At 62.0% G+C, this 26,746-nt stretch carries 25 protein-coding genes, 1 tRNA gene and 1 pseudogene; 19 read left to right on the top strand and 8 right to left on the bottom strand.

Going from position 1 to position 26,746, the window contains the following annotated elements; genetic code table 11:
• Positions 1–117: 117 nt before the first annotated feature.
• Together AC1DDA_RS08485 and AC1DDA_RS08480 are read right to left on the bottom strand one after the other, a co-directional pair.
• Complete coding sequence (locus tag AC1DDA_RS08485) at positions 118–375, bottom strand: DUF6894 family protein (protein WP_441513108.1); 258 nt, start codon at positions 373–375, stop codon at positions 118–120.
• A gap of 33 nt (positions 376–408) precedes the next feature.
• Complete coding sequence (locus tag AC1DDA_RS08480; RefSeq protein ID WP_476778511.1) at positions 409–1,158, bottom strand: Crp/Fnr family transcriptional regulator; 750 nt, start codon at positions 1,156–1,158, stop codon at positions 409–411.
• 357 nt (positions 1,159–1,515) lie between these two features.
• Between AC1DDA_RS08480 and AC1DDA_RS08475 the strand changes: the two genes are divergently transcribed.
• From AC1DDA_RS08475 to AC1DDA_RS08430, 10 genes and pseudogenes are all read left to right on the top strand, one after another.
• Complete coding sequence (locus AC1DDA_RS08475; RefSeq protein WP_476795424.1) at positions 1,516–2,826, top strand: MFS transporter; 1,311 nt, start codon at positions 1,516–1,518, stop codon at positions 2,824–2,826.
• A 4-nt stretch (positions 2,827–2,830) separates the two neighbouring features.
• Positions 2,831–4,063 carry an anion transporter gene (locus AC1DDA_RS08470; protein ID WP_476795423.1) on the top strand — a complete coding sequence of 411 codons (1,233 nt, stop codon included), beginning with the start codon at positions 2,831–2,833 and terminating at the stop codon, positions 4,061–4,063.
• Between the two features lie 499 nt (positions 4,064–4,562).
• Positions 4,563–5,801, top strand: a complete 1,239-nt coding sequence (locus tag AC1DDA_RS08465) for a tyrosine-type recombinase/integrase (protein WP_476795422.1) — start codon at positions 4,563–4,565, stop codon at positions 5,799–5,801.
• Between the two features lie 319 nt (positions 5,802–6,120).
• Positions 6,121–6,450: a helix-turn-helix transcriptional regulator gene (locus AC1DDA_RS08460; RefSeq protein ID WP_476778507.1), complete on the top strand. Its 330-nt coding sequence runs from the start codon at positions 6,121–6,123 to the stop codon at positions 6,448–6,450.
• Positions 6,447–7,571: a hypothetical protein gene (locus AC1DDA_RS08455; RefSeq protein ID WP_476778506.1), complete on the top strand. Its 1,125-nt coding sequence runs from the start codon at positions 6,447–6,449 to the stop codon at positions 7,569–7,571. Before AC1DDA_RS08460 ends, AC1DDA_RS08455 begins: the two co-directional genes overlap by 4 nt.
• A gap of 63 nt (positions 7,572–7,634) precedes the next feature.
• On the top strand, positions 7,635–7,994 hold the full coding sequence (locus AC1DDA_RS08450; protein ID WP_476778505.1) for a hypothetical protein: 360 nt from the start codon (positions 7,635–7,637) through the stop codon (positions 7,992–7,994).
• 154 nt (positions 7,995–8,148) lie between these two features.
• Positions 8,149–8,430, top strand: a complete 282-nt coding sequence (locus tag AC1DDA_RS08445; protein ID WP_476778504.1) for a hypothetical protein — start codon at positions 8,149–8,151, stop codon at positions 8,428–8,430.
• A gap of 97 nt (positions 8,431–8,527) precedes the next feature.
• Entirely contained in the window at positions 8,528–10,192 is a 1,665-nt protein-coding gene (locus AC1DDA_RS08440) for a hypothetical protein (RefSeq protein WP_476795421.1), read from the top strand.
• 564 nt (positions 10,193–10,756) lie between these two features.
• Positions 10,757–11,464, top strand: coding sequence for a hypothetical protein (locus tag AC1DDA_RS08435; protein WP_476778502.1), 708 nt, complete (start codon positions 10,757–10,759; stop codon positions 11,462–11,464).
• Positions 11,465–12,043: 579 nt separating this feature from the next.
• Positions 12,044–12,447, top strand: a pseudogene (locus AC1DDA_RS08430) (transposase); the annotation flags it as partial.
• A 57-nt stretch (positions 12,448–12,504) separates the two neighbouring features.
• On the opposite strand, the gene AC1DDA_RS08425 reads toward AC1DDA_RS08430, so the two are convergent.
• From AC1DDA_RS08425 to AC1DDA_RS08405, 5 genes are all read right to left on the bottom strand, one after another.
• Positions 12,505–13,230 (bottom strand): outer membrane protein, encoded by a 726-nt coding sequence (locus tag AC1DDA_RS08425; RefSeq protein ID WP_476765191.1) that lies wholly within the window; start codon positions 13,228–13,230, stop codon positions 12,505–12,507.
• A 112-nt stretch (positions 13,231–13,342) separates the two neighbouring features.
• Positions 13,343–13,564 carry a hypothetical protein gene (locus tag AC1DDA_RS08420; protein WP_476765190.1) on the bottom strand — a complete coding sequence of 74 codons (222 nt, stop codon included), beginning with the start codon at positions 13,562–13,564 and terminating at the stop codon, positions 13,343–13,345.
• 59 nt (positions 13,565–13,623) lie between these two features.
• Positions 13,624–13,980 carry an HdeA/HdeB family chaperone gene (locus AC1DDA_RS08415; RefSeq protein ID WP_476765189.1) on the bottom strand — a complete coding sequence of 119 codons (357 nt, stop codon included), beginning with the start codon at positions 13,978–13,980 and terminating at the stop codon, positions 13,624–13,626.
• 204 nt (positions 13,981–14,184) lie between these two features.
• Positions 14,185–15,636 (bottom strand): DUF1254 domain-containing protein, encoded by a 1,452-nt coding sequence (locus tag AC1DDA_RS08410; protein ID WP_476795420.1) that lies wholly within the window; start codon positions 15,634–15,636, stop codon positions 14,185–14,187.
• A 179-nt stretch (positions 15,637–15,815) separates the two neighbouring features.
• Positions 15,816–16,640 carry a hypothetical protein gene (locus AC1DDA_RS08405; RefSeq protein ID WP_476795419.1) on the bottom strand — a complete coding sequence of 275 codons (825 nt, stop codon included), beginning with the start codon at positions 16,638–16,640 and terminating at the stop codon, positions 15,816–15,818.
• Positions 16,641–16,795: 155 nt separating this feature from the next.
• Here AC1DDA_RS08405 and AC1DDA_RS08400 point away from each other — a divergent pair, with 155 nt between their 5' ends.
• The 3 genes from AC1DDA_RS08400 to AC1DDA_RS08390 all read left to right on the top strand — a co-directional run bounded on the left by AC1DDA_RS08400 (position 16,796) and on the right by AC1DDA_RS08390 (position 19,689).
• Entirely contained in the window at positions 16,796–17,800 is a 1,005-nt protein-coding gene (locus tag AC1DDA_RS08400; RefSeq protein WP_476778499.1) for an AraC family transcriptional regulator, read from the top strand.
• A 440-nt stretch (positions 17,801–18,240) separates the two neighbouring features.
• Complete coding sequence (locus tag AC1DDA_RS08395; protein ID WP_476778498.1) at positions 18,241–18,591, top strand: hypothetical protein; 351 nt, start codon at positions 18,241–18,243, stop codon at positions 18,589–18,591.
• 417 nt (positions 18,592–19,008) lie between these two features.
• The gene (locus AC1DDA_RS08390) at positions 19,009–19,689 is read left to right on the top strand and encodes a DUF4145 domain-containing protein (RefSeq protein ID WP_476765184.1); all 681 of its coding nucleotides are present in this window, start codon (positions 19,009–19,011) and stop codon (positions 19,687–19,689) included.
• Positions 19,690–19,764: 75 nt separating this feature from the next.
• Here AC1DDA_RS08390 and AC1DDA_RS08385 read toward each other — a convergent pair.
• Positions 19,765–19,854 (bottom strand) — tRNA-Ser (locus AC1DDA_RS08385).
• A 370-nt stretch (positions 19,855–20,224) separates the two neighbouring features.
• Here AC1DDA_RS08385 and AC1DDA_RS08380 point away from each other — a divergent pair.
• The 6 genes from AC1DDA_RS08380 to AC1DDA_RS08355 are packed head-to-tail and all read left to right on the top strand — an operon-like array spanning position 20,225 to position 26,745.
• Positions 20,225–21,364: a septal ring lytic transglycosylase RlpA family protein gene (locus AC1DDA_RS08380; protein WP_476795418.1), complete on the top strand. Its 1,140-nt coding sequence runs from the start codon at positions 20,225–20,227 to the stop codon at positions 21,362–21,364.
• A 48-nt stretch (positions 21,365–21,412) separates the two neighbouring features.
• On the top strand, positions 21,413–22,633 hold the full coding sequence (locus AC1DDA_RS08375; protein ID WP_476795417.1) for a D-alanyl-D-alanine carboxypeptidase family protein: 1,221 nt from the start codon (positions 21,413–21,415) through the stop codon (positions 22,631–22,633).
• A gap of 10 nt (positions 22,634–22,643) precedes the next feature.
• Positions 22,644–23,294 (top strand): dTMP kinase, encoded by a 651-nt coding sequence (gene tmk / locus AC1DDA_RS08370; RefSeq protein WP_476795416.1) that lies wholly within the window; start codon positions 22,644–22,646, stop codon positions 23,292–23,294.
• Positions 23,294–24,364 carry a DNA polymerase III subunit delta' gene (locus AC1DDA_RS08365; protein WP_476795415.1) on the top strand — a complete coding sequence of 357 codons (1,071 nt, stop codon included), beginning with the start codon at positions 23,294–23,296 and terminating at the stop codon, positions 24,362–24,364. The genes tmk and AC1DDA_RS08365 overlap by 1 nt, the downstream gene beginning before the upstream one ends.
• A 21-nt stretch (positions 24,365–24,385) precedes the next feature.
• Positions 24,386–25,945, top strand: coding sequence for a methionine--tRNA ligase (metG, locus tag AC1DDA_RS08360; RefSeq protein WP_476795414.1), 1,560 nt, complete (start codon positions 24,386–24,388; stop codon positions 25,943–25,945).
• Positions 25,945–26,745, top strand: coding sequence for a TatD family hydrolase (locus AC1DDA_RS08355; protein ID WP_476795413.1), 801 nt, complete (start codon positions 25,945–25,947; stop codon positions 26,743–26,745). The genes metG and AC1DDA_RS08355 overlap by 1 nt, the downstream gene beginning before the upstream one ends.
• The last annotated feature ends 1 nt before the right edge of the window (position 26,746 follow it).

The following is a 26,746-nucleotide window of genomic DNA, read 5'->3' as shown; positions in this document are numbered from 1 at the left end:
GAGCAATATCAAATGACATTGCCACGCCTTCATCCTTGTGCATCGCGCAGAGGTGGATGTGGCGATCGCAACAAGAGAGCATCGGCTTGGAGCGCGGCCGCGTACAGAGCCTGCCCTTCAACCTCGTCTCTTGGGATCTGAGGCCGCGGGAAGACCCTCCAGGCGCAAACTGGCCATGTAGATTTCCGTCCCCTCCGCATCCTCGACGGTGACCGAAAGCGACATGTGGTCGCCATTTGGCAGCTTTTCGCGGTTCAAGGCGGCGAGCAGTTCCTTGGCTGCATTTCGCGCGGACTGGTCATCGGGCAAATCGGTGCCTTCCTCGTCGATTTCGAGCTTCTCTCCGTCGCGCGTATGAAAGAAGTAGCTCGGCATGCCTGCCTAATTCAGCCGAGGCCAACCTGTTCCTCAATCGCCCTCGATTTTGGCGGCGCCCGGCTGGAGATGAAGATAGTCCGGATCAAAATCCGCCAAGCGGCAGAGCCCCTTCCAGTCCAGAACCGTCAGGCGATTTGCCCGGATGCGGACAAGCCTGGCCTCCCGGATTTCTCGAAGCTTCTTGTTCATGTGAACTGTGGAGAGGCCGAGTGCATCGGCGATTTCCGGCTGCGTCAAAGGCAGATTGCAGGTCACGCCGTCTGACAAGCCGATGGCTGTCATCTTGGTGATGAACTCGCAGAACAGGTGGGCGATGCGGCTGGGTGCCGAGCGGCGCCCAATGCCGACCATCCATTCGCGGTAAATCGAGGCTTCGATCAGCGTTTCGCGCCAGAACGCTTCGGAAATTCGATAAGATGCCCGCGTGAGCGCTCGGACGGCATCGTGAGGGATCAGGCCGACGATCGCCGGCGTGAGCGCTCCCAGGCAGTGATCCATGCGCTCGATGAGCAGCGAATGGATATCGGGAATGTCGCCCGGGAGGTGGAGCGACAAGATCTGACGCGCACCATCGCCGACAATCTTGTAGCGGCAAACGAGCCCTTCGGCGACGAGGCAGCACTGCTTCGTGACCTCTCCTTCACTGACGATGTCCTGGCTGGCTTCGAAGCGTTTCAAGGTGAGCGGCAAATCCAGCAGCTTCTCCCTCTCGACAGCAGGCAGGGGGACATGCGTTTCAAGCTTCAGAACGAGCCGTTCCAGATATTGCCGCTTCTCCATTCGCTCCCTGCCGTTTCAGGTGGCGCTATGCCAAGACATATCCATTCAGTTTCATGTGCACGTCAAATTCCGCGCCTAGCGGAACGCAACCATACTCCTTGTCCAGCACCGCCACATGTCCGGCATCCTGATCCCACACCGCCCTTGGGGCCTCCGGACGGCGTCCCCTGTCCGCCGCCTCGAGACGACTGAATCAGGGCCTCGCACCGGGCGCGGCGACGGCTTTTTCAGCGATATCGGCGCCTGTCGGAACCATTGCGCGGTCACGATGTTAAAGCGGCGCCTTCCGATGGGAGCGCTGTATCGCCGCCTCGCGCCGGCGCTGTCACCCGGATTCTCCACTAGCGAGCGGTGCCCATGCGAAGTCCGGCAGGCAATACGGAAAAATCGGCTGAGCATTCGCCGTCCCATCGGGCACTCTTCGGCCTGGACGCCCTGAACTTCTTCCTCGCCGACGTGCGCGACGGGCTGGGGCCTTATCTCGCGATCTATCTCATCGCCGTGCGAGGCCCCGCACAAGGCTGGAACGAGGCGACGACCGGGCTCGTCATGACCATTGCCGGCATTGTCGGGCTCATCGCTCAGACGCCGGCTGGCGCGCTCATCGACAGTAGCCGCAACAAGCCGGCGATCATCATCGCCTCGGCCGTAGCGGTGACGCTGTCTTGCCTGGCCTTGCCGTTCATCGGCAATTTCTATCTCGTGATCGGCACGCAATCGGTCGCGGCGGTGGCGGGTGCGGTCTTTCCGCCAGCATTGGCCGCGATCACGCTGGGCCTCGTCGGGCCGAAGCTGTTTTCCAGGCGCATCGGCCGAAACGAAGCTTTCAACCATCTCGGCAACGCCGTGTCGGCGGCGATCGCCGGGGCGACGGCCTATGTCTTCGGCCCGATCGTGGTGTTTTGGCTGATGGCCGTGCTCGCCGTCTTCAGTATTGGCGCCATGCTGCTGGTACCGCAGAAAGAGATCGACGATGATGTCGCGCGTGGCTTTGACGAGACGGTCGACGACGAGCAGCCCTCCGGGCTGAAGGCGCTTCTGCAGAACCGCCACCTGATGCTGTTCGCCTTGCTCTGTGCCATCTTCCACCTGTCCAATGCCGCGATGCTGACCTCCGTCGGCCAGTTGCTGACACATGTGGTCGGCAAGGAGCAGGCGACGTCCCTGATCGCCATCTGCATCGTCATCGCGCAATGCGTCATGGTGCCGATGGCGATGATGGTCGGCGCCAAGGCCGACGCCTGGGGCCGCAAGCCGATCTTCCTCGCCGCTTTCGGCGTTCTCGCCCTGCGCGGCGCGCTCTATGTCGTCTCCGACGATCCGTTCTGGCTGGTCGCGGTTCAGGCGCTCGATGGAGTGGGAGCCGGCATCTTCGGCGCGCTCTTTCCGGTCGTCGTGGCAGATCTCACCCGCGGTACCGGCCGCTTCAACGTGTCTCAGGGCGCGGTCGCGACGTTCCAGGGTGTCGGCGCCTCGCTTTCGGCCTCGCTCGCGGGCGTCATCATTGTCGAGGCCAGCTATTCGGCAGCTTTCCTGACGCTGGCCACGATAGCCGGTTGCGGCTTTGTCCTCTATCTCCTGGCCATGCCCGAGACACGCAGCTATCAGCCTCCAACCGACCGTGGCGCAGCTCCGTCCGGGGCTGCGATCAGCGAAAGGGCAGTGTAAGCGGATGACCGGCTGGGGCCTCGGCGCGACGCAAATCGCAGCGATAGCGATCTTTATCGTCACCTATGTCGCGATCGCCATCGGCCGGATGCCAGGCTTGCGCGTCGACCGGGCGGGTGCGGCCCTCATCGGCGCCGCTCTCATGGTCGCTTGCGGAGTGCTCCCTTTGGAGGAGGCCTACCGCGCCGTCGATCTCGACACCATCGCGCTGCTCCTCGGCATGATGATCGTCGTCGCCAATCTGCGGCTCTCCGGCTTCTTCCGCATGGCCACCGGCTGGGCGGTCGGAAGGGCCCACCACCCGGCGCTGCTGCTGGCGGCGGTCGTGGTGACGACGGGCGTCCTCTCCGCCTTCCTGGTCAACGACGCCATCTGCCTGGTGATGACGCCGATAGTGATCACCTTGACACGCGCACTCGGCCGCAACCCCGTTCCCTATCTCGTGGCCGTGGCGCTCGCCTCGAATGTCGGATCGACGGCGACGATCACCGGCAACCCCCAAAATATGATCATCGGCAACCTGTCGGGGATCTCCTATGGCGCTTTTGCGGGAGCGTTGGCGCCGGTCGCCGCGCTCGGCCTCCTCCTGACGATCTTGCTCGTCGTAGCTCTCAACCCCAGCGAATACGTCACCAGGCAGACGCTGCCGAGCGTATCGGTGCCGGCGCATTATCATAACTGGCTGGCCGCCAAATCGGCGCTCGTCGCGCTCGGGATGATCGTGTTGTTCTTCCTGGGCCAGCCCGTCGCAAAGGTGGCGATCTGCGCAGCCGCGCTGCTTCTCCTCACCCGCCGGATCGCACCGAGAAAGGTTTATGCCGAAATCGACGGTCCGCTGCTGCTTATGTTCGCCGGCCTCTTCGTCGTCGTGCGCGGGCTGGAACATGCAGTGCTGACGAAGGATGTCGTCGCCCAGGCGGCGCATTTCGACCTCGGCAATGTCGCGGTATTGACCGGCGTCACTGCCGTGCTGTCGAATCTCGTCAGCAATGTTCCGGCCGTGCTCGTGTTGAAACCCTTCATCGAGCAGTTGCAGGAGCCACAGAGAGCCTGGATCGTCGTGGCAATGGCTTCGACGCTTGCCGGCAACTTCACCCTGCTGGGATCCGTGGCGAACCTGATCGTCGCCGAGCGCGCGGCCAAGGAGGGTATCACGATCGATTTCTGGACCTATTTCAGAATTGGCGCGCCGCTGACCCTCGTCACGATGACCGTTGGAATACTCTTGCTTTCGTAACGGCGCCGCCGGCTGCAGCGCCGACGTCGCGATGTGCCGAGGTCTGCTTTCGGGCCGAGAACCAGGTCCCGCTCATAGCGCGGGACCGCATCTGAACTCAGCATCGCTTTGGCTGCTGCCGATGGCTTAGACGCATTCCCAGCCGGCCGGTGGTTCTCGCGCGGATGCGGGGAGGTGCAGTGCGGGCAGATGCGCGCATGCCCGCAGAATGCGCGGCAGAGGGGCGGGAGGCCGTCGACGATGTTCCAGGAGGCGTTCACGCACCTCGTTTTGCCATCGGCGTGCCTGCGGGATTTTCCTTGCGACACCCTTAGGGTGGCACCAAGATCTGGAGGCGTGCTGGCGGAAGGGGTGGCGTCATGGTGTTCATCCGGTAACGTCCGGTCACGTCTGAAAAGGCCAGCAAACATAAGCACTCTCGGTTCAGATTAGTACTTGAGTCGTCCGGCAACGTCCGACAAAAACCGAGGGTGCTTTATGGGTCAGACCGGGGGACAACATGGCTAAGACAATCAATCGACTGTCAGTGACGAAGATAACCAAGGCGCTTGAGCCGGGCATGTATCACGACGGTTCGGGACTATACCTACAGGTAGGTCCGACAGGCGCCAAGTCATGGTCACTCAAGTACCAGCTTAACGGCCGGGCGCGTCAGATGGGGCTTGGCCGGTTCATCGACTTCGGGCTCGCAGAAGCACGCGAGCGCGCCCGGCTGGCGCGTCAGAAGGTTGCAGACGGATTTGACCCGATTGACGAGAGGGCGATCACGCGCAGCCTAGCTGTAGCGAACGTCATCAAGGCGACGACGTTCAAGCAGGCGACGGAGAAGTACATCTCCGCACATTCGGCGGGCTGGAAATCCGTGAAGCACGGGGCGCAGTGGCTAGCGACGCTGACCACTTACGCGTTTCCGGTGATCGGTTCGCTTGACGTGGCGCATATTGAAACGTCGCACGTCCTGAAAATTCTCGAACCGATTTGGACGACGAAATCCGAGACCGCAGGACGCGTCAGGGGTCGGATTGAATCGGTGCTCGATTGGGCGAAGGCTAGGCATCTCCGCACGGGCGAGAACCCTGCGAGGCTGAAGGGTCACCTAGACCACATCCTGCCGAGCCGCGCGAAGATCGCGAAGGTGAAGCATCACGAGGCGATGAATGTCGACGACCTGCCGGCGTTTATCGCCAAGCTGCGAGAGCTGACCAGCGTCTCGGCGCGGGCGCTTGAATTCTGCATCCTGACAGGCGCTCGCACGGGCGAAGTCATCGGCGCGACGGAAAGCGAGATCGACAGGAACGCGAGCGTCTGGGTGATACCTGCGAACCGTATGAAGGCGGGCAGGGAACACCGAGTGCCGCTCTGCCACCGGGCGCTCGAAATCCTGGCTACGGTCCCGAGGGAGGCCGGCAATGCGCATCTCTTCTGCGGTGCGAAGGCGACACGCGGGCTGAGCAACATGGCCCTGCTTGAGCTTCTGAAGGGTATGGCGCCGGGTCTCACCGTGCACGGGTTCCGGTCGTCGTTCAGAGATTGGGCCGGTGACCGGACTTCGTTCCCTCGCGAAGTGATCGAAGCTGCCTTGGCGCACGGGCTGAAGGACAAGACTGAAGCAGCCTACAGGCGCTCAGACGCCCTCGAAAAGCGGCGCAGGCTGATGCAGTCGTGGGAAGATTTCCTTAGCGCCCCGACGGCTGACACTGCTGCCCCCGGTGGCAATGTCGTAGCGATCCGGGCTTGAACGGGGGTCTCGGATGATGACCACACGGAAGACGTATCGGCGCTAATCAGCCGGGAAGACATAGAGGCAGCATTCACACGGGTCGTCCTATCGGGCGGCCCGTTTGCGTTTAGGCGTATCGCTTCGATCCTGCATCGTGATGCGTATCGATCGGGCTTCCGTGAAGTAGTATTAGGCACGATATTTCAGCAAAGAGACGTATCGCCGCAAAGTGCAGAAAGAGTATTAGACCTCGCGTTGCTTCCATAGCGCCGGTACTCAACTTGACTTCCCGAGCCTTCCCGGACCATTTATGGCTCCAACGCAACGGAGCCACGCCATGTCGCAACAGAATACCTTTATTCGCTTACCCGAAGTGCTTCGTCGCACAGCGCTAACTCGCACCACGCTGTACGAACTCATGCAGCGGAAGCAATTCCCGGCACAGGTGGTTTTGTCGCCGCGTCGGGTCGGCTGGGTTGAGCATGAAGTTGACGCGTGGTCAGCGGCCAGAGCCGAGAAGCAGCGCGGGGCTTGCGCGGCTTATCAACCGGACCTGATCAAGGACACCGTTAAGGCTGCGCTCGCCGCGCCTGTCGTCCCGCCTGCGCTGATCGCTGCCGCCCGCGCCCTGATCGCTCAGGTCGACGGGACCGAGCCGCAGTCATGAGCACGGACCTGAACGCGGCTGCGCTGGCGATGGTGGCGCAAGCCGAGCAAGACGCTGTGAATGCCGCAGCGCGCGCTACGCAGTGGGACAACATCCCGGCTTCTCTGCGTGCCCTCCCGCAGTGGTGCTTTTACACCACGAAGAAATTCCCGTTCTCGGTGTACGCTGCACGTAACAAGTGGGCGCCGTACAAGCAGCCCGACGCGCGCAACCCGGCCAAGGTCAACGACCCGACAACGTGGTGTTCGTGGGACGACCTACGCGCTGCGCCAGCCAACGAGTATTTCGTTGGTCCGGGGTTCTTCATCACGCCCGAAGACGACATCGTCTGTATCGACCTCGACAACCCGACCCGCACCCTACCGAAAACATGGTGGTGGGCAGAGGCTACGCCCGAAGTGCAGGCCGAGCGCCTGTCAGCGGCGCATCAGTTCATGAACCGCATTTATCGCTGGGCGTGCGAAGTCGGCGCATGGATGGAAACCAGCATGTCCGGCAACGGCGTACATATCTTCGTACGTGGCCACATGCCATTCCCGCGTTACGAACTGGCGTTCGGCGGGTCGTTTTATGGTGCTCGCCAGTTCGTTGCGCTGACCGGTCGGCGGCTACCCGGTTCGGGCCGCGACCTGCCGCTGGTCGGCGACGCTCTGCCTGCGCTGATGGTCGATCTTGAGCGGCGCGGCGTGCTGCGGGGCAAGGCTGAACGGCTGACCAGCGCGCTCAGCGTTCTCGGCCGCACGACGGAGCTAGGGCGCCGGCTCGACCTGACTGACGCCGAAGTGGTCGCCATGCTCCTGCGGATCAACAGGCACTCATACCGGTTCCTGATGGCCGGTCCTGGTCGGAAGGGTAACTGGTCAGAAGACTATCTCGACCTACTCGGCGACCTAGACAAGATCAGCGGCGACCCGGAACAGGTAAAGCGCATCCTGATCGAGTCTCCGTGCTTAGAGAACGCTGGTTTTACTGATCGGGGCAGGGACCGCAATGAACGCTGCATTCGTCGGTTTGATGAAGAACTGACGCTGTCTCGTGAACGTAATCAGCCAGTACTTGAAGAGCGCGAGCGCGTTAGTGCTGCGATCTGCGAAGCGCGGAGGCAAAACGGAATGTGCTGACGAATTGACCACCGGGGGCGACCCCTGAAGCAACCAACTAACATCAACCAAGGAAATCACACCATGACCACGATCACCGAGACCAAGACCACGACCACCATCGACAATTCATTCTTCTTTGCACTGGCGGTATCGCCTATCTTCGGACTCCTTGCCGACCGGATCACCGAAAAACTGGTCATCGGTATGCCAGCCGACAAGCTCTTTATGCTGCAAACAGTCGTGAATTTGGTGATATACGTGGCGTTGTGCTACGCCGATACTCGCCGCTGTCGCGAGGCCGGGTTTGAACCCAATTGGGTAGCCGGTCTGATCTTCGTCCCGCTGTACATATTTCATCGCATCAAGGTGACGAATACTGGCTCCGCGCCGTTGCTGGTGTGGTTCGCGTGTTTCGCCGTGGCGCTGTCATTAGTGCCCTGATCACCCCCGGTCGCAGCTCGACCAGCCCTCTCGCCAGCCCTGACCCGGCTGGCGAACTCATGTTTTTCCCTAGCAGAATTAGGCGTTTGCTTGTGGCGCCAGATTTCGGAAAGTTAAGGCCAGCGCCGGGCAAGTGCAGCGCAAGAGGCTTATAATGAAACGTAATTCGAGACACCCCGATATCGAGACGATCCGGCAAGCGGTCATCAATTCACCGCTGAAGGGTCATAGGATCGCTGTGAACATCGGGCGCGCTCCGCAGACAATTCACCGGTTTATCAACGGTGAGTCTGAAGACTTAGCTGCTGATACTTTGGCTAAGCTGGTCGCTGAAGTGATGCCCGGATATGCCTTCGGGCTGTACAAGGTCTCGGACCAGCCGTCCGATACCCAGAAACGAGAAGAGCGCCCCGCTTGCGACAGCGGGACGCTCTGAGTTGTACTAACAGGAAGTGCGTCACCCGAAAGCGACCCCAAGCAGGTCAAGCTTTTGAGGCGCTTCCGGCGATATCTCAAGCCCGAAAGTTGCTGTCATGACCGCCCATCTGCTTACCCCCGCCGATCTTCTCGGCGCCGAGCCAGCCGAAACCCACGAGCCGGCCCTGACTTCGGGCGCCGATCTGGCAGCAGCAGCAGCCGAGCAGGTCGCGCTGGCTGAATCCGGGGGACAGTCATCAGACCCGCTACGACCGATCGTTGCGGTAGGGGCACCACTGCACGAACTAGCCACGACAGTTGAGACGGTGTTGATTGAACAAGAGGCGCCGCTATATGCCAACGGGCCGCGCCTTGTTACTCCGATCATGCAGGAAGTGGAAGCAGCCAAGGGCCGCACCACACAAGTCGCACAGCTTAAAGAAGTGACGATGCATGTTCTGCTTGACCATATGTCTCGTGTTGCATCCTGGGCTAAGGTCGGTAACCGGGGCGCAGAACCTGTCGACCCGCCGATACAGGCCGCACAAATCCTTCAATCACGGTTCGGTGAATGGCGCTTCCGTCGCGTGTCAGGTGTGCTTACCACGCCGACCTTGCGTCCGGACGGAAGCTTGTTGAACGAACCCGGCTACGACGCAGCAACGCGCCTGTTCTTGATGAACCCGCCCGCGCTACCTAATATGCCAGAAGCGCCTACCCGCTGGGACGCGGAATTTGCGATCAAGTTGTTTCGCGATCTGCTGCACGAATTTCCGTTCGTTGACGAAGTAAGTAAGTCGGTAGCGCTGTCTGGTATCCTGACACCAGTTGTGCGCGGTCTGTTCAGTACAGCACCGATGCATGTCACCAACGCAGCTACCCCCGGTACCGGCAAAAGCTATTTGATGGACACGATTACAGCCGTAGCCAGCGGACAAGCTTGTCCGGTCATGAACTACGGCAACACGGAAGAGGAAGCAGAAAAGAGACTGGGCGCCCTGCTGATGCTCGGTCAGCCGATCGTGTCGATCGACAACATGAATGGTATGATCAACGGCGCGTCGCTGTGCCAATACATTGAGCGCCCGACAGTTCAGGTGCGTCGACTCGGCGCTAGTGAAATGATCACCATCGACAATCGGGCAACGATGTTTGCCAACGGTAATAACGTCTCGATCTCACAAGACCTTATCCGACGCTCAATTCTGTGCAACCTTGACGCCAAGGTTGAACGCCCGGAATTGCGTGAATTCGCCAGCCGTCCGGTCGATACGATATTAGCCAACCGGAAGCTATATATCACCGCAGCCCTAATCATCGTGCGGGCGTACTTGCTCGCCGGGCAGCCGGGTAAATTGCCGCCCCTCGCCAGTTTTGAAGGCTGGTCTGACAGCGTTCGTTCTGCACTAGTCTGGCTTGGTTGCGCCGATCCCGTAACATCGATGGAAGGCATGCACAGTAACGACCCGAAGCGAATTCAGCGTCAGAAGTTGATCGGCGCGTGGGCGGAGTGCATCGGCATTGATACGTCGTTGTCAACAGCCGAGTTGGTCACTAAAGCGCGTGACCAGACAAGCACGGCGCCATGGCGACTTATGTTTCCCCAGCTCAACGAAGCAATGTCTGAGATTGTAAACGACCATCCGGACAAGTGGAAGTTGAAGTTCGGGCAATGGCTTGGTCGCAATAAGGATATACCTTCGGATGAGCTGAAAATCACAAGCAAAATGGATGCGCACAAGAAGACACAAGTCTGGAAACTGGAGAAAATTGAGACATGATGATCCCGTCAACATGGCTCGACATGAAATTCGCGGGGGTAGGTGCGTGGGTGGTGCGGGGGACGGTACGTACGGACACCCGCCACCAAACCGCCAGCGCTGGTACCCTTCGCGGGGTTTCGCGGGGGTTGCGGGGGTTGTGGTTCCCCTCCTTAGCCAGCAAGCGCACACGCACACACGCACACACTCCCGCTCGCAAAAGACACCAAAACTAACCCCCGCAACCCCCGCTAACCACCGCAAGTCACTGCAAAATAAGGCAGATTCTCGCGGGGGTTGTCTCGGACAGACCCCCGCCAGACCCCCGCAAAACCTAGCAGCGCTAGGATTTCAACCAACAAACATCAGCGAAAGAGTGGTCACCGAGTTTATTCGGCGGATGCGTGAAGACCTGTTAGTGATCTGACCACCGGGGGCGACCACCCGGTGGCAGTCCGCCAGCGCGATTGATCGAAACGGTCGCGAGGCGAATACTGAACAGGCGGACGACTATTCCGACCGACAACTTAGCCGTCCTATCACAATTCGCAGATGGCCTGTCGCAACCTATGAACGGACCTCCCGATGGTACCTGCAAACATTACGCTGCGCCATGATCGCAATTACCACCAGCAGCAGGACGAACTTCGCGAACAGTTGCGATTGGCAGAGCGCACCAAGCGTGCGTACTTCACGACACGCATGGCCGAGCTTGATATTTACGAGCAGGGTATGCGCCAGTTAGGGCAGGCCGTCGCGGCGGAAGAAGGTCTGAATGCCCTGACCGCTGATGAGAAGCTAAAGCTAGCTGGCGTGCGGCGTAAGGTCGACGACGGCGAAGTGCTCGACCCGTTTGAGCGAATGTTGCTCGACAAGGCAACGAAGCATGCCGAACAGCTTGGCAAGCGTCTCGCACGCAAGACCCTGCGTATCACTAACGCAAGCGTGGTGCAGTTGCTGGCGATTAAGGCGATCAGCCCGGTATACGATCCCGACAGACAACTGGCAGCACAAAAGCTGCTCGACAGCATGCGCAATCGCGACCCGAACCTGACGAAAGAGACGACAGACGAAATCCTGGCCTTGCCTCTGACCGACGCTTACGCCCGCGTCGCTGAACTGACACTGACCGGTATGTTGACCCGCGAACAGGCTGACTACGCCCTGAAGGCGCTCGACTACCGCACAGCAGCCGTCAACGTCGATCTGGCTAGCAAGTATCTCGGTACCGTCACCGGGAAGCCTGCCGAGACGGCGAAAGACCCTTACGAGGCTGACGGGTATGAAGATTAACCTGAATCCTACTGCACAGAAGTCACTGCGTACCAGTCTCGCAGTTGAGCACGCCCGCTTGAACGCGAGCGGCGTTCATATCCGGCTCTTCGGTGCGGACGGCGGGCAACTGCCGACACATGGCGACCCGGCTACAGCGCAGCATGTTCTCACCGTCGCTGCGGTCCCGTCAGGCAAGTTCCTGTTCCGGCCGCTTGAGCCGGTCCCCCGGTCAGGTCCGATCAGCCCGCCCCGGCGCCCGAAGCTAGTCGACGCCCCGCCAAGTCCGGTGCCCGAACGCTCGGCGCCGACAGCGGTCACCCAGGAGGCGCCCCGGTGGCAGCCCCCGGAAGACCCAGACGCCGCCTTTCTTGCCAAATACGGGATGTGACCATGTTCAGATTATTCGGCGCCAAGCGCCCGGCCGGCGAACCTACCGAGTTAGACGAGCGTAATCGTCAACGAGGGGGCGCTGATCGTGGACTGCCAGCAGAGACCGGCGCCCGCTAAGGATTACGCGCGGCAGATATGATTGGTCACACCCTGATGCCGCCTGAAGCCTCATGCTCCGACCGATGGTCCAGCGCCAGCACGGTGCCGCGCATCTGGAAGGCGCACAGGCTGCAGTCGCATCGCTGTCGGCAGTTCAAGCTGTCCAAAGATCCGAATTTTCTGCGGAAGCTGCGCGACGTGGTCGGCCTCTACGTTGAGCCGCAAGCCCATGCCATCGTGATGTCCGTCTATGAGAAGAGCCAGATCCATGCGCTCGACCTCACGGAGCCGGGCCTACCTCTGAAGAAGGGCCGGCCCGGCACCATGACCCACGAATACAAACGCCATGGCACCGCGACCTGTTCGCCGCGTTAAACGTCCTCGACGGCACCGTCGACCGCAACATGCAGCGCCATCGGCACCAGGAGTACATCCGCTTCCTCAACGCCATCGAGGCTGAGGGGCCGGCCGGCAATATCGTCCCCGTGATCCTCGACGACCACGCCGCCCATTAGAGTCCGAAGGTCCGCCGATGGCTCGGTCGGCACGACGCCGTGTGTCCGAGAGGGCTAGAACTTGTAGAGCAGCCGCCCGACAACCTGATTGGTGCTCAGTTGCTGCTTGAAGCCGATGATCCCGAGTCCGCCAACGCCGACCGGATAGGTGTAGGTATCCTCCTCGAACTGCGAGTACCGATACTCCAGACCGGCGATCCAATTGTTCGTGATGGCATATTCGGCGCCTGCACCAAGCGTCCAGCCAACACGGGCGCCGTCACCCGCGCCATAGGAATAACCTGTCCCCGTCACCGTCGACTTGGCCTCGGCCAATGCCAGGCCGCCAGTTGCGTAGATCATGAAGCGATCAAAGGCATAACCGACTCGCAGCCTGGCCGAGCCTACCCAATTGGTATGCGCGGTGATGAAATCGCCGGTTAGCGCGGTGAAGCGCTGCTTGCCGGTGATGAGGGCTGCGCCGTCGATCTCGCCGCCGAGGACCAGCTGACCGATCTGGTAGTTGTAGCCCGCCAGCAGGCCGACCGCAGCGCCGTCCCGGTTCAGACTCGGCAATGAAGCAACGGCAGCCCGCCCGGCGATCACGGCGCCCGGCGTCAGTTCGGTTCTGGTCTGCGCCCAGCCGGCCTGGGCACCGACATAGAAACCGGTCCAGGTGAAGGCGGGCGGCAAAGGAGCAACAGGTACGATCCGCCGAGACGGCAGGTCGGCGGCCTGCGCGGTGATCGAGCATGCTGCGAAGGCAATTCCGGCAAAGATTTTTATAGTGCGGAGTGGCATATCGAATGAATCCTTTGAGAGGGTGGAGAGACTGGGGCTATGCAATATTGATATGCTCGCGAGGTTTTTCTGGCTCGCGCTCGTTCTCTTTCAGCACGGCCCGGTCCCGACCTCAGTCGCCTGTCGGAGCGCCAAGCGCGTAATCCTTTTGCAACTGCCGGCTCGTCGACGGATAAAGCGACTGACATTCTGCCCAGTAGAAGGTATTGGGCTGCCGGTTGGCCGGATCAGCACAAATCGCGGCAAGCTGCTCTTGCCTTGATTGCGAAGTTTGGCAGCCTGCAAGGATCAGTCCGAGTGATAGCGCAATCCCGACTGAGATATATGGGCTCATGACGTTCTATCCTGGCTGAGATTGGAGCTGCCCGAAATGATTGCCGATGCTTCAAATATTTACTTCAGGTGAATTCCGAGCTTGGCGCGCTCATCCTTGAACACGACCGCAAGCGCCTCGATTATCTTCTTATCGGGATTGGCTTTGCAGTAGACGATGAGCTCGTGCTCGACGACCTTGCCCTTCTTCAGGTCAAGGAAATGCTTCTTGGCGAGGCCGTTATACCAACCGCTATACCAGGCAGAAAGTGCGTCGGCGTCCTCCTGGAAGGTCGCGGCGAGTTGCGCGCAGGTCAGGGCCTGAACATCGATGAAGCCTTTGGCGTCGACATAGCTCGTGAGCGGAACCTGGGCCGTCGCCGAAGACGAGGCTGCGCAGACGAGCGAAAGCGCCACGGCAGCGAAAGTTTTGGACATAATGATCTCCTGTTTGAAAGTGTAAGAGCCGCAGGTATTGAGCGAAAATGGCAAGCCGATCATATTAGGCGACCCAGTTTCGGGTCGCCTTGGCGATAATTCCGATTGAATATTATGCCGAAATTTGTAGACGGCACGGTAGACAACCGCGTTATCGCAATGACCTTGCGACTAGGGAGCGTGCACCAAGTCTTTCGTCTACTATCAGACCCGCTTCACGCCCGGTGGCTGCCATGTTCCTGTGCCCGCCGGCAGGATCGAAGGCGGTGCAGGCTTCGGCCAATAGAGGCGCATCACGAGATAGATCTTGTCATCCGGCGCCGGAAGCCAGTTTGCCTCCTTGTCGGCGCCAGGGCTGTCCTTCTGCAGGTACAGCGTCAGCGAACCATCCGCGTCCTTTTTCATCGCGGACAACATCGGAGAGTTGATTAGGTAGCGATCGATCGGATTCTTCACCAGAAACTGGCTCTTTCCATCATACATCGTAACCGACCAGAACGCATTCACTGGCGGCAACTGGCCAGGCGCGAAGGTGATGGTGTATTTGTGCTTGCTGCCGTCGAGCGGCTCAGCGGTCGCGTCCGTTCGCGTGTAGGGGTACATGGCTTCTACAGCGTCATTGCCGAGGAGACCGCCCTTTGCAGACCCGGCCCGCATCACCCAATCGCCGTTATAGAAGACCTCGTCGCCGAAGAACGAGCCGATGTTCCAGCCGTTGATGTTCTTGTTTCCACCGGCCAGCCATTTGTCGACTTTGCCATTGCCTTGCTTCATGGCCACCAGGATTTCGGCCTTGTGCTCGAACGACAAATCCTTGAACGCAAAGGTCTTGGCGGGGCCGATGCCTATTTTCGCAAGCTTCGCGCGAACCGCCTTGTCCCTTGCCGTCTCGGGGACGAATTGCAGGGCGGCGTCGAGATACTCGAAGAAGTTATGCCTGATCCCGGCGGTGCTGGCGGGAACGAAGGTGAGCTTGGGCGCGGCGGGCGGGGCGGGCTGCTTGAGGAAGGCGGAAAGCGGTTGCCCCTTGTAGCCGGCCTGGACCTTCTCAACGTTCGGCATGTCGCCGGGATTGAAAAGCTGGGTGCGGAAAATCGCGAGCGGGAACGGCGTCGTCGATGAGAAGACCTTCTTGATCCCAGCGGGCGTTCCACCTTTCCAGTCCGGCCCGACGACCAGATAGTCGCCCGGCTCGGTCCCCGTGGCGCGCGTGCCGATATAGCCGAAGTTGTAAGTGTTGCCGTCGATGAGCTGGACCGAGTAATAGCGCTCCTTTTCGATCGCCGGCACCGAGATCACCATCGGTTCAGCCCGCAAATCCATCCAGATGAACGAGTAAGGCGTATCGCTATTGGGCGTGATGATTGCCGTGTCCGCCGGGGTGGCGACATGGTTCAGGTTTTTGATTTCGTTGAATGGGGCCTTGAACTGTCCCGAGTTCCTGTCGACGGCGAACTCCTGCATCACCGCATAATACATCACCAGCGGCAGGCCGTAGATGAAGCCTTCTTCGGCGATGTCCTTGGCCTCGAACAGGCTGGGCCATTCGACACTGTTCTGCTCAATGACCGGGGGGGAGACGATGTCGGCCTTTGCCATCGTGGCGGTGAGCGCCGCCAGCGCAGCAGAGCCAAGCAGATCGCGTTTCGTGATCATTTGAACACTTCCTTCGGGTTCACAACTCGTGGCTGAGCGCGCATAGGTAGCAAGATGAAGTTACGCGACGTCGGCGATGATTGACAATGCAGGAACGGCCAATTCAGAGCCCCCTCTATGTCGGCGTTTGGCGCGAACACGACATCCGAGAGGCGCCCCGTGAGCGGCTTGTTCGCCCATCATTTCGGGAACAGGAACTGGAGCTGGGCCCTCAGCTGCCAATCGGCGGCCCCGCTGGGCTTTGCGACATTGTAGTAGGCTGCGAGCTGCGCATTGACGGGCTGATGGCCAATCTTGAATACGCGCCCAAAACCGCCTCCGATGGGCACCGTCCAGCGGTCGCCCTGGCCGGCCTCCCAGTTGGCGGTGATGACGGGGGACGATGTCAGGTACCAGCCGCCGTGGAAGTTGTAGTTCACAAACGGCTGCAGCGTCATTGCATTGACCGTGCTGCGGGTACTCTTGCCCGCGAAGGACCAGACATTGTTGACGAGGACGCCGACAACCCAGGGTCCCTCGATTGCCAAGGCTACGAAGGCCGGCCCCGCCGAGTACTTGCCGGACGTGAGGGTCTTGTCGGTGCCGGTGGGGAGTACGACGGTCGGCCCGATGCCCCAGATGATGCCGTGAGTTGGCTGCTTCGGCGAGAAGAAGAAGCTGGGATTGATGTCGCCCAGGCCGAACTCGCGATCGCCATTCACCGTCAGGGCCGGCTGCGAGATCACAGGCGTGATCCAGCGCGTGATCAGGTTCCAATCCTTGCTGAGCGTGATCGGGATCACCGGCTGGATGTTGAGGACATTCTGCAGCTGCTTGTGCGGACCGACATGGAAGTTGAAGTTGTTCTGGAACGGCACGCTGATCATGTCGGCAACGGGGTTCTGCGCTGCTTTAGCCAGATCGCCAGGGCTGCCCGTTGAATCTTCCGCCAGCACCACTCCTGAGCACGACAAGGTCGCGAAGAGTGTCAGTATGGCTAGCCTGATCAACGTCCTCGCGCTCACGGCCCGAAATTCCCCCAACTATAATAAAATTGACGACGACGAAGGCCGGTTTTCCCGTTTGCCGGCGGCACTTATACTGTGCGACAAAGCAGCAATCGGGTTTCGGGACCACTCATTTTGCGCCAACCTTGCAAGCATTCCGGAGCGTCCAGCGCGTGGCTGAGATCCCAGTCATCTCGAGCCACATCCTGCACGGCCTGCCGGCATTCCTGCGTCATGCAATCGGGGAAAGCGCGCTCCTACGGGCAAACCGCGCAGCAGGCTTCGATCTGGAGCTGACCGAAGGCCGCAATTGTTTCATCCCGCATGCCGCAGTCCTCGGCTTCGTGAATGCTGCGGCAAGGGCGGCCGGCGAGCCCAATCTCGGGCTTCTGATCGCGCCGATGATGAGCGCAGGCAATTACGGCAGCTTCGGGCGCTACGTTCTGGGGGGCGATACCCTCGGCCAATCCATCCAGCGGGCCATTGTGGCGCTGCCTTATCACAGCACCCATGACAGGATGTCCGTCGCCATCGTCGGCGACGAGGCACGCTATAGCTACGTCTTTGCCTTGGCTGGCCACGCGGGCTACGACATGATCGCCGGAGCGGCTGCCGGCGTTCTGCTCAGCGTCCTCAGGGCTTATTTGCCTTTTGACTGGCGGCCACTGCGCGTCGAGCTCAATATCAGTAGGCCGCGCCAGATCGGGCTGTTCGAAGATCTCTTCCAGTGCCCCGTCCTGTTCAACGCGCCCGCCGTGACGATCGTCATGGAACGCGACCTCTTGTCGGCTGCTCCCAACCGTGGGGCATGGCCCATCGTCACCATCGAGGACGTGGCCCGAGACCGGCCCGGCGGCGCTCCACGCGATCTGCTCGACGTCGTCATGGAGCAGGTCCGGGCTCAGGTCCTCACCGGCAGCGTATCGATCGATCGCGTGGCGCGACCGATGGCTACCAGCGTCCGAACGCTGCAACGTGAGCTAAGTCAGGCTGGCACCGACTTTCGCAGCCTGGCGAATGCGGCAAGGGTGCAGCGGGCCACCGAGTTGCTCAGGCACACGAATGGCTCGATCACCCGTGTGTCGGCAGAGATGGGATATTCCTCTCCAGCCAATTTCGCGCGCGCCTTCCAAAAGGCGACCGGCCGAACACCCCGGGCGTTTCGCTCGAAAATCTAGCATAAAGAGTTCCGGGCATGTCCAAGCCTGCCGGCATTGCCGAAACTCGGCGATTGGTATGCGACCTACGCGCTTGGGCCATCTGCAACGATTTGCGCCTCAAGCACCACAGTACCGAAGTGACCGAGGCAACCGGCGTTCGCCTCCGGCGCAGACACCCTTGACCTCATCAGGAGGCAAGTGTGTAGGCGCTCCTGACCGGCGCGAACAATTGACCCGGGCTCAGACCATGCCACGAGCGCCGCGCGCTCACCACAAATGCAGCGCTGGCAGCCGCCCCTGAATGACCTCCCGCTGTCGGAACTGGAGTGGCTGATCTCGCTCGCCCGCAAAACTGCGTGATCCTCCGCCCGAACGCCTATCCCCGCTAGGCGATTTGGCGACTACCGCCCGGATGACCCACGAAAAAGCACCCCGTTCAGCGCCACAGGAGCACGAAAATGCACATGAACATCGACCGGACCGAACTGCTCGTCAGCATGATTGCCGAAGAGACGCTGCGCACACAGCAGGCGCTAGCGCTGAAAGCATACTGCTTCGCGCTTGAGATCGTGTCGGCTCGTAAGGGTGACGACGCAGCGGACCGCACTGTCAGCCTAGGTCAGATGGTCGACGCCCTCGGCGCTGCGAACCCAGAAGCTCTCTACGTCGCCGATAAGCTGAACCTCCTGATGATGTCGCCGGACGGTAAGCGGTTTCTCGTGCCCCCGGTCGACACGCTCTCCCTTGTGCAGCTCGGCGTTCCCCCGGCTGTGATGACGGCCCCCGGTGGCAGCTCCGTCCGTCATTAGGGGCGCGAATCATGAACCCGATCGACCGCGTTGAACTCGACCGCCATCCGCAGTGCTGGCCTACGCCTCCAAGCATAAGAGTGGTGCTGTCGCGATGGATTACGTCCGCCACGCTATCCCTTGGACGAACAGCGGTCTGACCGAGGAACGTCAACGCGCCTACGTGCTGGCCGTCTGCGAATATCTCGCCAGCGAGGGGCGGCTGATTCGCATCGACAATGGTCTTACAGGGAAGTGGAAAAGGGTGAAGTACGGCGTGCCGGGTACCCTTCTGAGCTTTCCGAAAGCTGAGAGCAGTCGGGAGAACCGCAGACGTCGAGCGCCCATCCAATAGCTTGTGGTTGGCGCCATCGGTGCCGTGTCGCGATCGATTGTTGCGTGATAGCTTCCGGCGATCGACTTTAGGGCACGTGTCGGATGGACGAGAAGATCAAGGCGCACTGCAACACCTGCGGCGGGAGGAAGAACCATCTGGTTCTTCACACCGAAGTTGACGTGAGTGACGATGATGAATGGGTGTTGATCTCCACCTATAGACTCATCAAGTGCGCGGGTTGCGATCGAATTCATCTTCAGCACGAAACCGACTATACGCAGATGTCGGACGGCGACGGAAACCCGATCGTCGACACAGTCTACTACCCGCCGCCATTGTCGCGTCGACGACCGGACTGGATGTCGGGTTTCCCGAATGCAATCTGGATGCTTGAAACCGACATCGGTCAGCTCCTGAACGAGGTCTATACGGCCCTTCAGAACGGATCGAACCGACTAGCTGCGATGGGCATTCGCGCCGTTGTCGAGATAATGATGATCGACAAAATCGGCGGCGACACCGGCTCTTTCACCGGCAATATCACTCAATTCTTTCAGCTCGGATATGTCGCGCTACATCAACAGCCTAGCTTCAAGGCAGCGCTAATCGAAGCCGGGCACGCCGCCATGCATCGTGGCTTTAAGCCGACCACTGAGCATTTATCGACCCTGCTCGACATCACCGAGGGCTTGGTGGCAGCGATATATTTTCACGAGCGAAGCGCTGCGAAGCTGTCTAGCGCCATCCCACCACGGCAGATCGTCGGCAAAACCCAGCCGTAGGCCCTGATTCGCGTTGTGGGTAGAACGTGGGTTCGTGGGTCAGATGCCCAGATAATCCTATGAAATATGGGATTCTGGCGGAAGGGGTGGGATTCGAACCCACGGTGGGCTTGCACCCACGGCGGTTTTCAAGACCGCTGCCTTAAACCACTCGGCCACCCTTCCGGCCATGGTTCAATGCAATCGGGGCCGCCGATTTGCAAGGGGGCTGTCAGGTTTAGACCGCAGTTTTCGGATGAAACGAGCCATAGTTCCCAGACGAAGCCGATGCGCCTGGCTCCGTGCGGCAATAGTGGCGTTAAGGTCACGCCCGGTGGAAAAGATGGCGAAGGTCTGTCGCGCAGGTTGACATGCGCCACTGTTCGGACACCTTTGTGCCCGCTCAAAGACAGGGACTCCTGTTCGGCGAATCCTCGGTGCAGGTATTTCGCTGTTTAACGATCCCTTAAAGGAATTGACCGAAAACTCGGTCAAGCCGCGCGTGCGGCTTGGGCGAAGCCGTGGTTTTTGGCGCAGAAAGCGGAAGAGCAAAACGATGCGGGACGCTAGCTTTTCGGCCAAGGAGCTCTCCTCCAGCGTGACCGGATCGCCGCCAGCGTCTTCTTCCGTCTCGTCCATTGCGCGTCTCGGCTGCGTCGTGCTGGCTGGCCTGTTCGTCGCCAACTGCGCCGGCAATCAGACCGCCGGGCGTCGTTCAAAGGAGATCGGCGCTTTCCCGCAGTGGAAATACGGCCCCGCCAGCCCGCGCGTGGTCGCGGATGGCGAGGAGGTGCCGAAGGGCGGCGGTCGCCAACTCGTCGGCAAGGCCTATTCGGTCGCCGGCAAACGCTACGTGCCCTATGAAAAGCCTGTCGGCTATGCCGCTGTCGGCCTGGCCTCGTGGTATGGCGAGGCCTTCCACGGTCGCCGCACGGCCAATGGCGAGGTCTATGACCGCAACAGCATTTCCGCCGCGCACCCGACGATGCCGCTGCCGGCCTATGCGCGTGTCACGAACCTTCTGAACAATCGCTCGATCATCGTACGCGTCAACGATCGCGGCCCCTATCACGGCAATCGCCTGATGGACGTTTCGCAGAAGACTGCCGATGCGCTTGCCTTCCGCCATCTCGGGACGGCGCGCATCAAGATGGAATATCTCGGCCAGGCCTCGCTCGCCGGCTCTGACGACAATCTCCTGCTTGCAACGCTCCGCACCGACGGCAGCCAGGCGCCGATTCCGGGCACCAGCGCACGGACGATGGTTGCCAGCACAGAAGGGGTCGCCACGACGCGCACGCGCAGCGCCGATATCGACGCCCCCGCCCAGGTGGCGGAGCCGGAGCCCGTCGCTCCCGAGGTCAGCCAGCCCGTCGCGCAGGCCTATGCTCCTCAAACGACGCGTGTGATCTCGCCGTCGTCGCCGGTCATGGCGACGCTTGCATCCGCCGGTCCCGCGGCTTCCGCAGCCACGCCGGTCCGTGCCGCCCCGCTGCCGCCGAGCCGGCCTTTCGATCTCGATACCATCGCCAACGCCGGAAAGCCGGTTGCGGTTCCCGCTGCGCTGCGCTCCACGCTGCCGCCGCCGCGCGGCACGTCCGCAAGCTTGCTGAACGTGCCCGAGAAAGGGCTCGCCAGGACCCAGCCGGTCAACCGGCTCGCTTTCCAGGCCGTGTTGCCGCCGACGCGCAACTGAAGCCAATTTTCTTGACCTGATGCCGGGCGCTCTGCTTCACATCGAGGCATGAGCGCCTTTCGTTATGCGAACCTGTCTGCTGCGGCTCTGCCGCCGGTTCGGTGGTGGGGAGCAGGCGTGGTTGTCCTGCTCTGGGCTCTCATTCTTGCCGCTCCGGTTCGTGCCCAGAACTTCCAGTCGCAGGCGCCTTTTGCGGTCTTGCTCGATTCGGATACCGGCGCCGTCCTCTACGAGAAATCGGCCGACGAATTGATGGTCCCGGCGAGCATGGCGAAGCTCGCGACGGTGCTGGTCGCCTTTCAGGACATCAGCGCCGGCCGCCTGTCGCTCGACAGCGAGATCGGCATCTCCGAGAACGCCTGGCGCAAGGGCGGGGCGCCTTCGGGTGGCTCTGCGATGTTCGCCATCGTCAACAGCCGCATCAAGCTGTCCGATATCCTGCAGGGCATCATCGTTCAGTCCGGCAACGACGCTTCGATCGCCCTGGCCGAAGCGATCGCCGGCGACGAGGCGACCTTTGGACGGATCATGACGGAGCGCGTGCGTGCGCTGGGGCTCACCAAATCCGTCTTCCGCAATGCAACCGGCATGGCTGATCCGCAGCAACGGGTGACGGCGCGCGAGCTCGCCCTGCTCGCGGACCACATCATCAAGACCTATCCGGAACTCTACAAGATCTTCGGCCAGCGCGAGTTCACCTGGAACAAGATCAGACAGCAGAACCGCAACCCGCTGTTGACGATGGATATCGGCGCCGACGGGCTGAAGACGGGGAATATCGACGAGTCGGGCTTTGGCCTCGTCGGCTCGGCTGTCCAGAACGGCCAGCGCCTCATCGTCGTCGTCAACGGCCTCAAGACAGCGCGGGACCGGGCGGCCGAGGCCCGCAAGCTCCTGGAATGGGGCTTCCGCGCCTTCGAGCGGCGGCAGCTCTTCGCCAATGGCGAGACCGTCGGCGAGGCGAGCGTCTATGGCGGCGAGAAGGGGCGCGTCGCGCTGCGCAGCAAGGGGGCCATCAGCCTCCCCCTGCCGCGGGGCAGCACAGAGCGCCTCACCGCGCGCATCGTCTATCGCGGCCCGCTTATGGTTCCCGTCGAGGAGGGGGCGGAGGTGGGCCGTCTCATCGTGACGCGCGGCGATATCAAAACGCTGGACGTGCCCCTCTATGCAGCCGAAACGGTGCAGGCCGGCACGCTGCAGAGCCGCGCGCTCGATGCGCTGTTCGAGGCCACGACCGGCTGGGTCCGCAAGGCGCTGGGCCGGAGCTGAGCGGATCGACATGGACAAGGGACGATTCATCACCCTCGAGGGCGGCGAGGGCGCCGGCAAATCGACGCTGGCGCGCGCATTGGCGGGGCGGCTCGGCGAGGCCGGCTTCACGACCCGGACGACGCGCGAGCCTGGCGGCTCGCCCAAGGCCGAGGCTATTCGCGAGATGATCCTGGCGGGGCAGGCCAAGGACTATGGCGCCTTCGCCGAGGCCCTGATGTTCTCGGCAGCACGGATCGACCATATCGACAGCCTGATCCGCCCTGCGCTCGAAGGTGGCGAATGGGTGATCTGCGATCGCTTCATCGATTCGACGCGGGTCTATCAGGGCGTGCTGGGCAAGATCGACCCAGCTCTGCTGGCCGCGCTCGAATCCGTGACCGTCGCCGGGCTGATGCCGGATCTCACCCTGATCCTCGATCTCGATCCCGAGATCGGCCTCGCCCGTGCCGCAAAACGGCGCCGGCCCGGAGAGGCGATCGATCGATTTGAGGGCGAAGCGCTGGCCTTCCACCGCAATCTGCGCCAAGCCTATCGCGACATTGCCGCCCGGGAGCCACGGCGCTGCGTCCTGCTCGATGCGACGCTGCCGCCCGAGGCGCTTGCGGAAGCGGCGTGGAAGGCGGTGGGCGAGCGCCTGCAAACCAGACCGGAAGCGTGATGCGAGAGACCAGCGACGAACCCGACCGGCTGCCGATCGCGCCGCATCCGCGCGAGACGCTGAGCCTGATCGGCCACGAGGCGCAGGAGCGGGCCTTTCTCGATGCCGTCTCTTCCGGCCGGATGCATCACGCGTGGCTGCTCGGCGGGCCGGAAGGCATCGGCAAGGCGAGCTTCGCCTATCGGGCGGCGCGCTTCATGCTCGCTGCCGGCGATCCGCGGATGCGCGCCGCGCAGAAGGGCAATCTCGCCATGCCCGAGAGCGACCCCGCCTCGCGGCGCGTCATGGCGCAGTCGCATCCCGATCTGCATGTGCTGAGGCGGGTGCCCAAGCCGGACGGCAAGAGCTACACAAGCAATATCCCGGTCGATGCGGTGCGACGGGTCATCGACCGCTTCGGCGCGAGCGCTGCCGAGGGCGGATGGCGCGTCTGCATCGTCGATTCCGCCGAGGATATGGAGCGCTCCGCCGCGAATGCGCTGCTGAAGCTGCTGGAGGAGCCGCCGCCGCGGGCGCTGTTCCTGATCGTCGCCCATGCGCCGGGCCGCATGCTGCCGACGATCCGCTCGCGATGCCGCCTCCTGACCTTCGCTCCGCTCGATGAAGCCGGAGTGATGGAGGCCGGAAGCCTGGCGCTGGAGCGGATGCAGGCGCCGCTCGACCGCTCGGCATTGCGGCGAGCCGCGAGTCTTGCCGAAGGCTCGGTGCGGCGGGCGCTGACCTATGTCGATCCCGAGACGCTCGCCCTGGTCGAAGCGGTGAGGGCGCGCCTCGACGCGTTGCCGCATGTCGACATCCCGGCGCTGCTGACGCTGGCCGAGGATGTCGCCGGCAAGGCCGGCGAGCGCGATTTCGCGGTGATGATCGAGACGGTGCAGGGCTGGATCTCCGACCACCTGCACGCGCATGCTGCAGCGCAACCGGCGCGTCTTGCACCACTTGCGGAGGTATGGGAAAAGCTTGGACAGCAGGCGCGAGAGGTCGAGACGTACAATCTCGACCGTCGACCGCTGGTGATGACGATGTTTCATGATCTGTCGGCTGCGGTTTCCCGCTCGCGCGCAGCGTGAAGCGAAGCTCTCGGACAGATGATGGCAACCGCCCCGAAATTCTACCTGACGACCGCGATCCATTACACCAACGGGCCGCCGCATATCGGCCACGCCTATGAGATGGTGGCGGCCGACGCGATCGCGCGGTTCAAGCGGCTGGATGGCTACGACGTCTTCGCCATGACCGGCACGGACGAGCACGGCCAGAAGGTTCAGCGCACGGCGGCCCAGAACGGCCTGTCGGCGAAGGAGTTCGTCGACAAGATCGCGGCGCGGTTCCAGGAGATGGAGCAGCGCCTCGGCTGCTCTTTCGACCGCTTCATCCGCACGACCGACCCCGACCACGAGGTCTCGACCGACGAGCTTTGGCGGCGCATGGAGGCCAATGGCGACATCTATCTCGCCGAGTATTCCGGCTGGTATTCGGTGCGCGACGAGGCCTTCTACGGGGAGGAGGAGACGACTCTCCAGCCCGACGGCACGCGCCTGGGGGGGCAGGGGACGCCGGTCGAGTGGGTGGAGGAAGAGAGTTACTTCTTCCGCCTCGCCAAGTACCAGGACGCCCTGCTGAAGCTCTACGATGAGGTCCCGGACTTCATTTCGCCGGAGACGCGCAGGAACGAGGTCGTCTCCTTCGTCAAGGGAGGACTCGAGGATCTCTCGATCAGCCGCACGACCTTCGACTGGGGCCTGCCGGTGCCGGGCGCCCCGAAGCACGTCATGTATGTCTGGGTCGACGCGCTCAACAACTACCTCACCGGGACGGGCTTCCCCGATCCCGCGAGTTCCCGCGCGCATTATTGGCCGGCCGATGTCCACATCATCGGCAAGGACATCGTGCGCTTCCATGCGGTTTACTGGCCGGCCTTCCTGATGTCGGCGGGGCTGCCGCTGCCGAAGCGCGTCTTCGGCCACGGCTTCCTGCTGAACAAGGGCACGAAGATGTCGAAGTCGCTGGGCAACGTGGTCGATCCCTTCGACCTCGCCGAGACCTATGGCGTCGACCAGCTGCGCTATTTCTTCCTGCGCGAGGTTTCCTTCGGCCAGGACGGCAATTACAGCCACGATGCCATTGTCGGGCGGATCAATGCCGACCTCGCCAACGACCTCGGCAATCTGGCGCAGCGCTCGCTGTCGATGATCGCCAAGAACTGCGAGGGCAGGGTGCCGCCTTGCGGGACGCTGACCGACGCCGACCAAGCCATGCTCGCCATGGCCGATGGCGCGCTCGCCAAGGCCCGCGACATGATGAAGGATTTCGCCCTGCATAGCCTGCTGGCCGATATCTGGGCGGTGGTGGCGGAGGCGAACCGCTATTTCGCTGCCAACGAGCCCTGGCGCCTGACCAAGACAGATCCGGCGCGCCGCGACACCGTGCTTTACGTTACGATCGAGGTGATCCGGCAAGTCGCGATCCTGGTGCAGCCGGTGATGCCGCAGGCAGCGGGCAAACTGCTTGACCTGCTCGGCGTGCCTGCTGAGGCTCGCAGCTTTGCTGCGCTCGGCGAGATCGGACGTCTGGCCAGCGGGACACCGCTGCCGGCGCCGAGCGCGGTGTTCCCGCGCTATGTCGAGCCCGAGGATGGTCAGGTGGCGTGATGGTCATCGACACACACTGCCATCTCGACTTTCCGGACTTCGCAGCGGAGCTGCCGGCCTATATCGCGCGGGCCGAAGCCGCGGGCGTCGGCCGGATGGTCACGATCTCGACCCGCGTCGCGCGCTTCGCGGATTATGCTGCGATCGCGGAGCGCTTCCCGTCGGTCTGGTTCTCGGTCGGCACCCATCCGCATCAGGCGCATGAGGAACTCGACATCACGGCCGAGCGGCTGGCAGAACTGTCGGGCCATCCGCGCTGCGTCGCGATCGGCGAAGCCGGCCTCGACTACCATTACGATTCCAGCCCCCGCGACGCGCAGGCGCAGGGGCTGCGCACCCATATCGCCGCCGCCCGGATGACGCAGTTGCCGCTCGTCATCCACGCCCGCGAAGCGGATGACGACATGATCGCGATTCTGCGGGAGGAAACCGAGAAGGGCGCTTTCCCGGCGATTCTGCACTGCTTCACGGCGGGAGAGGCGCTCGCCATGGCCGGTGTCGAACTCGGCTTCTACGTATCCTTCTCCGGCATCCTGACCTTCAAGACCTCGGAGAACCTGCGCCGCATCGCGCGGATGGTGCCGCGCGAGCGCCTGCTGGTCGAGACGGATGCGCCCTATCTGGCTCCCGTCCCGTTCAGAGGCAAACGCAATGAACCGGCCTATGTCGTTGAAACGGCGAAGGTTCTGGCGGATGCGATCGGCGTGCCCTTCGACGAGGCCGCTCGGATCACCACCGAGAACGCCCGGCGCTGCTACTGGAAGATGGACCACGCCGCGCCGGTTGCGCGGGTCGCCTGAT

It is taken from the genome of Allobosea sp. 10N428 (genome assembly GCF_056394545.1).
This window is presented reverse-complemented; position numbering and strand designations above follow the sequence as displayed.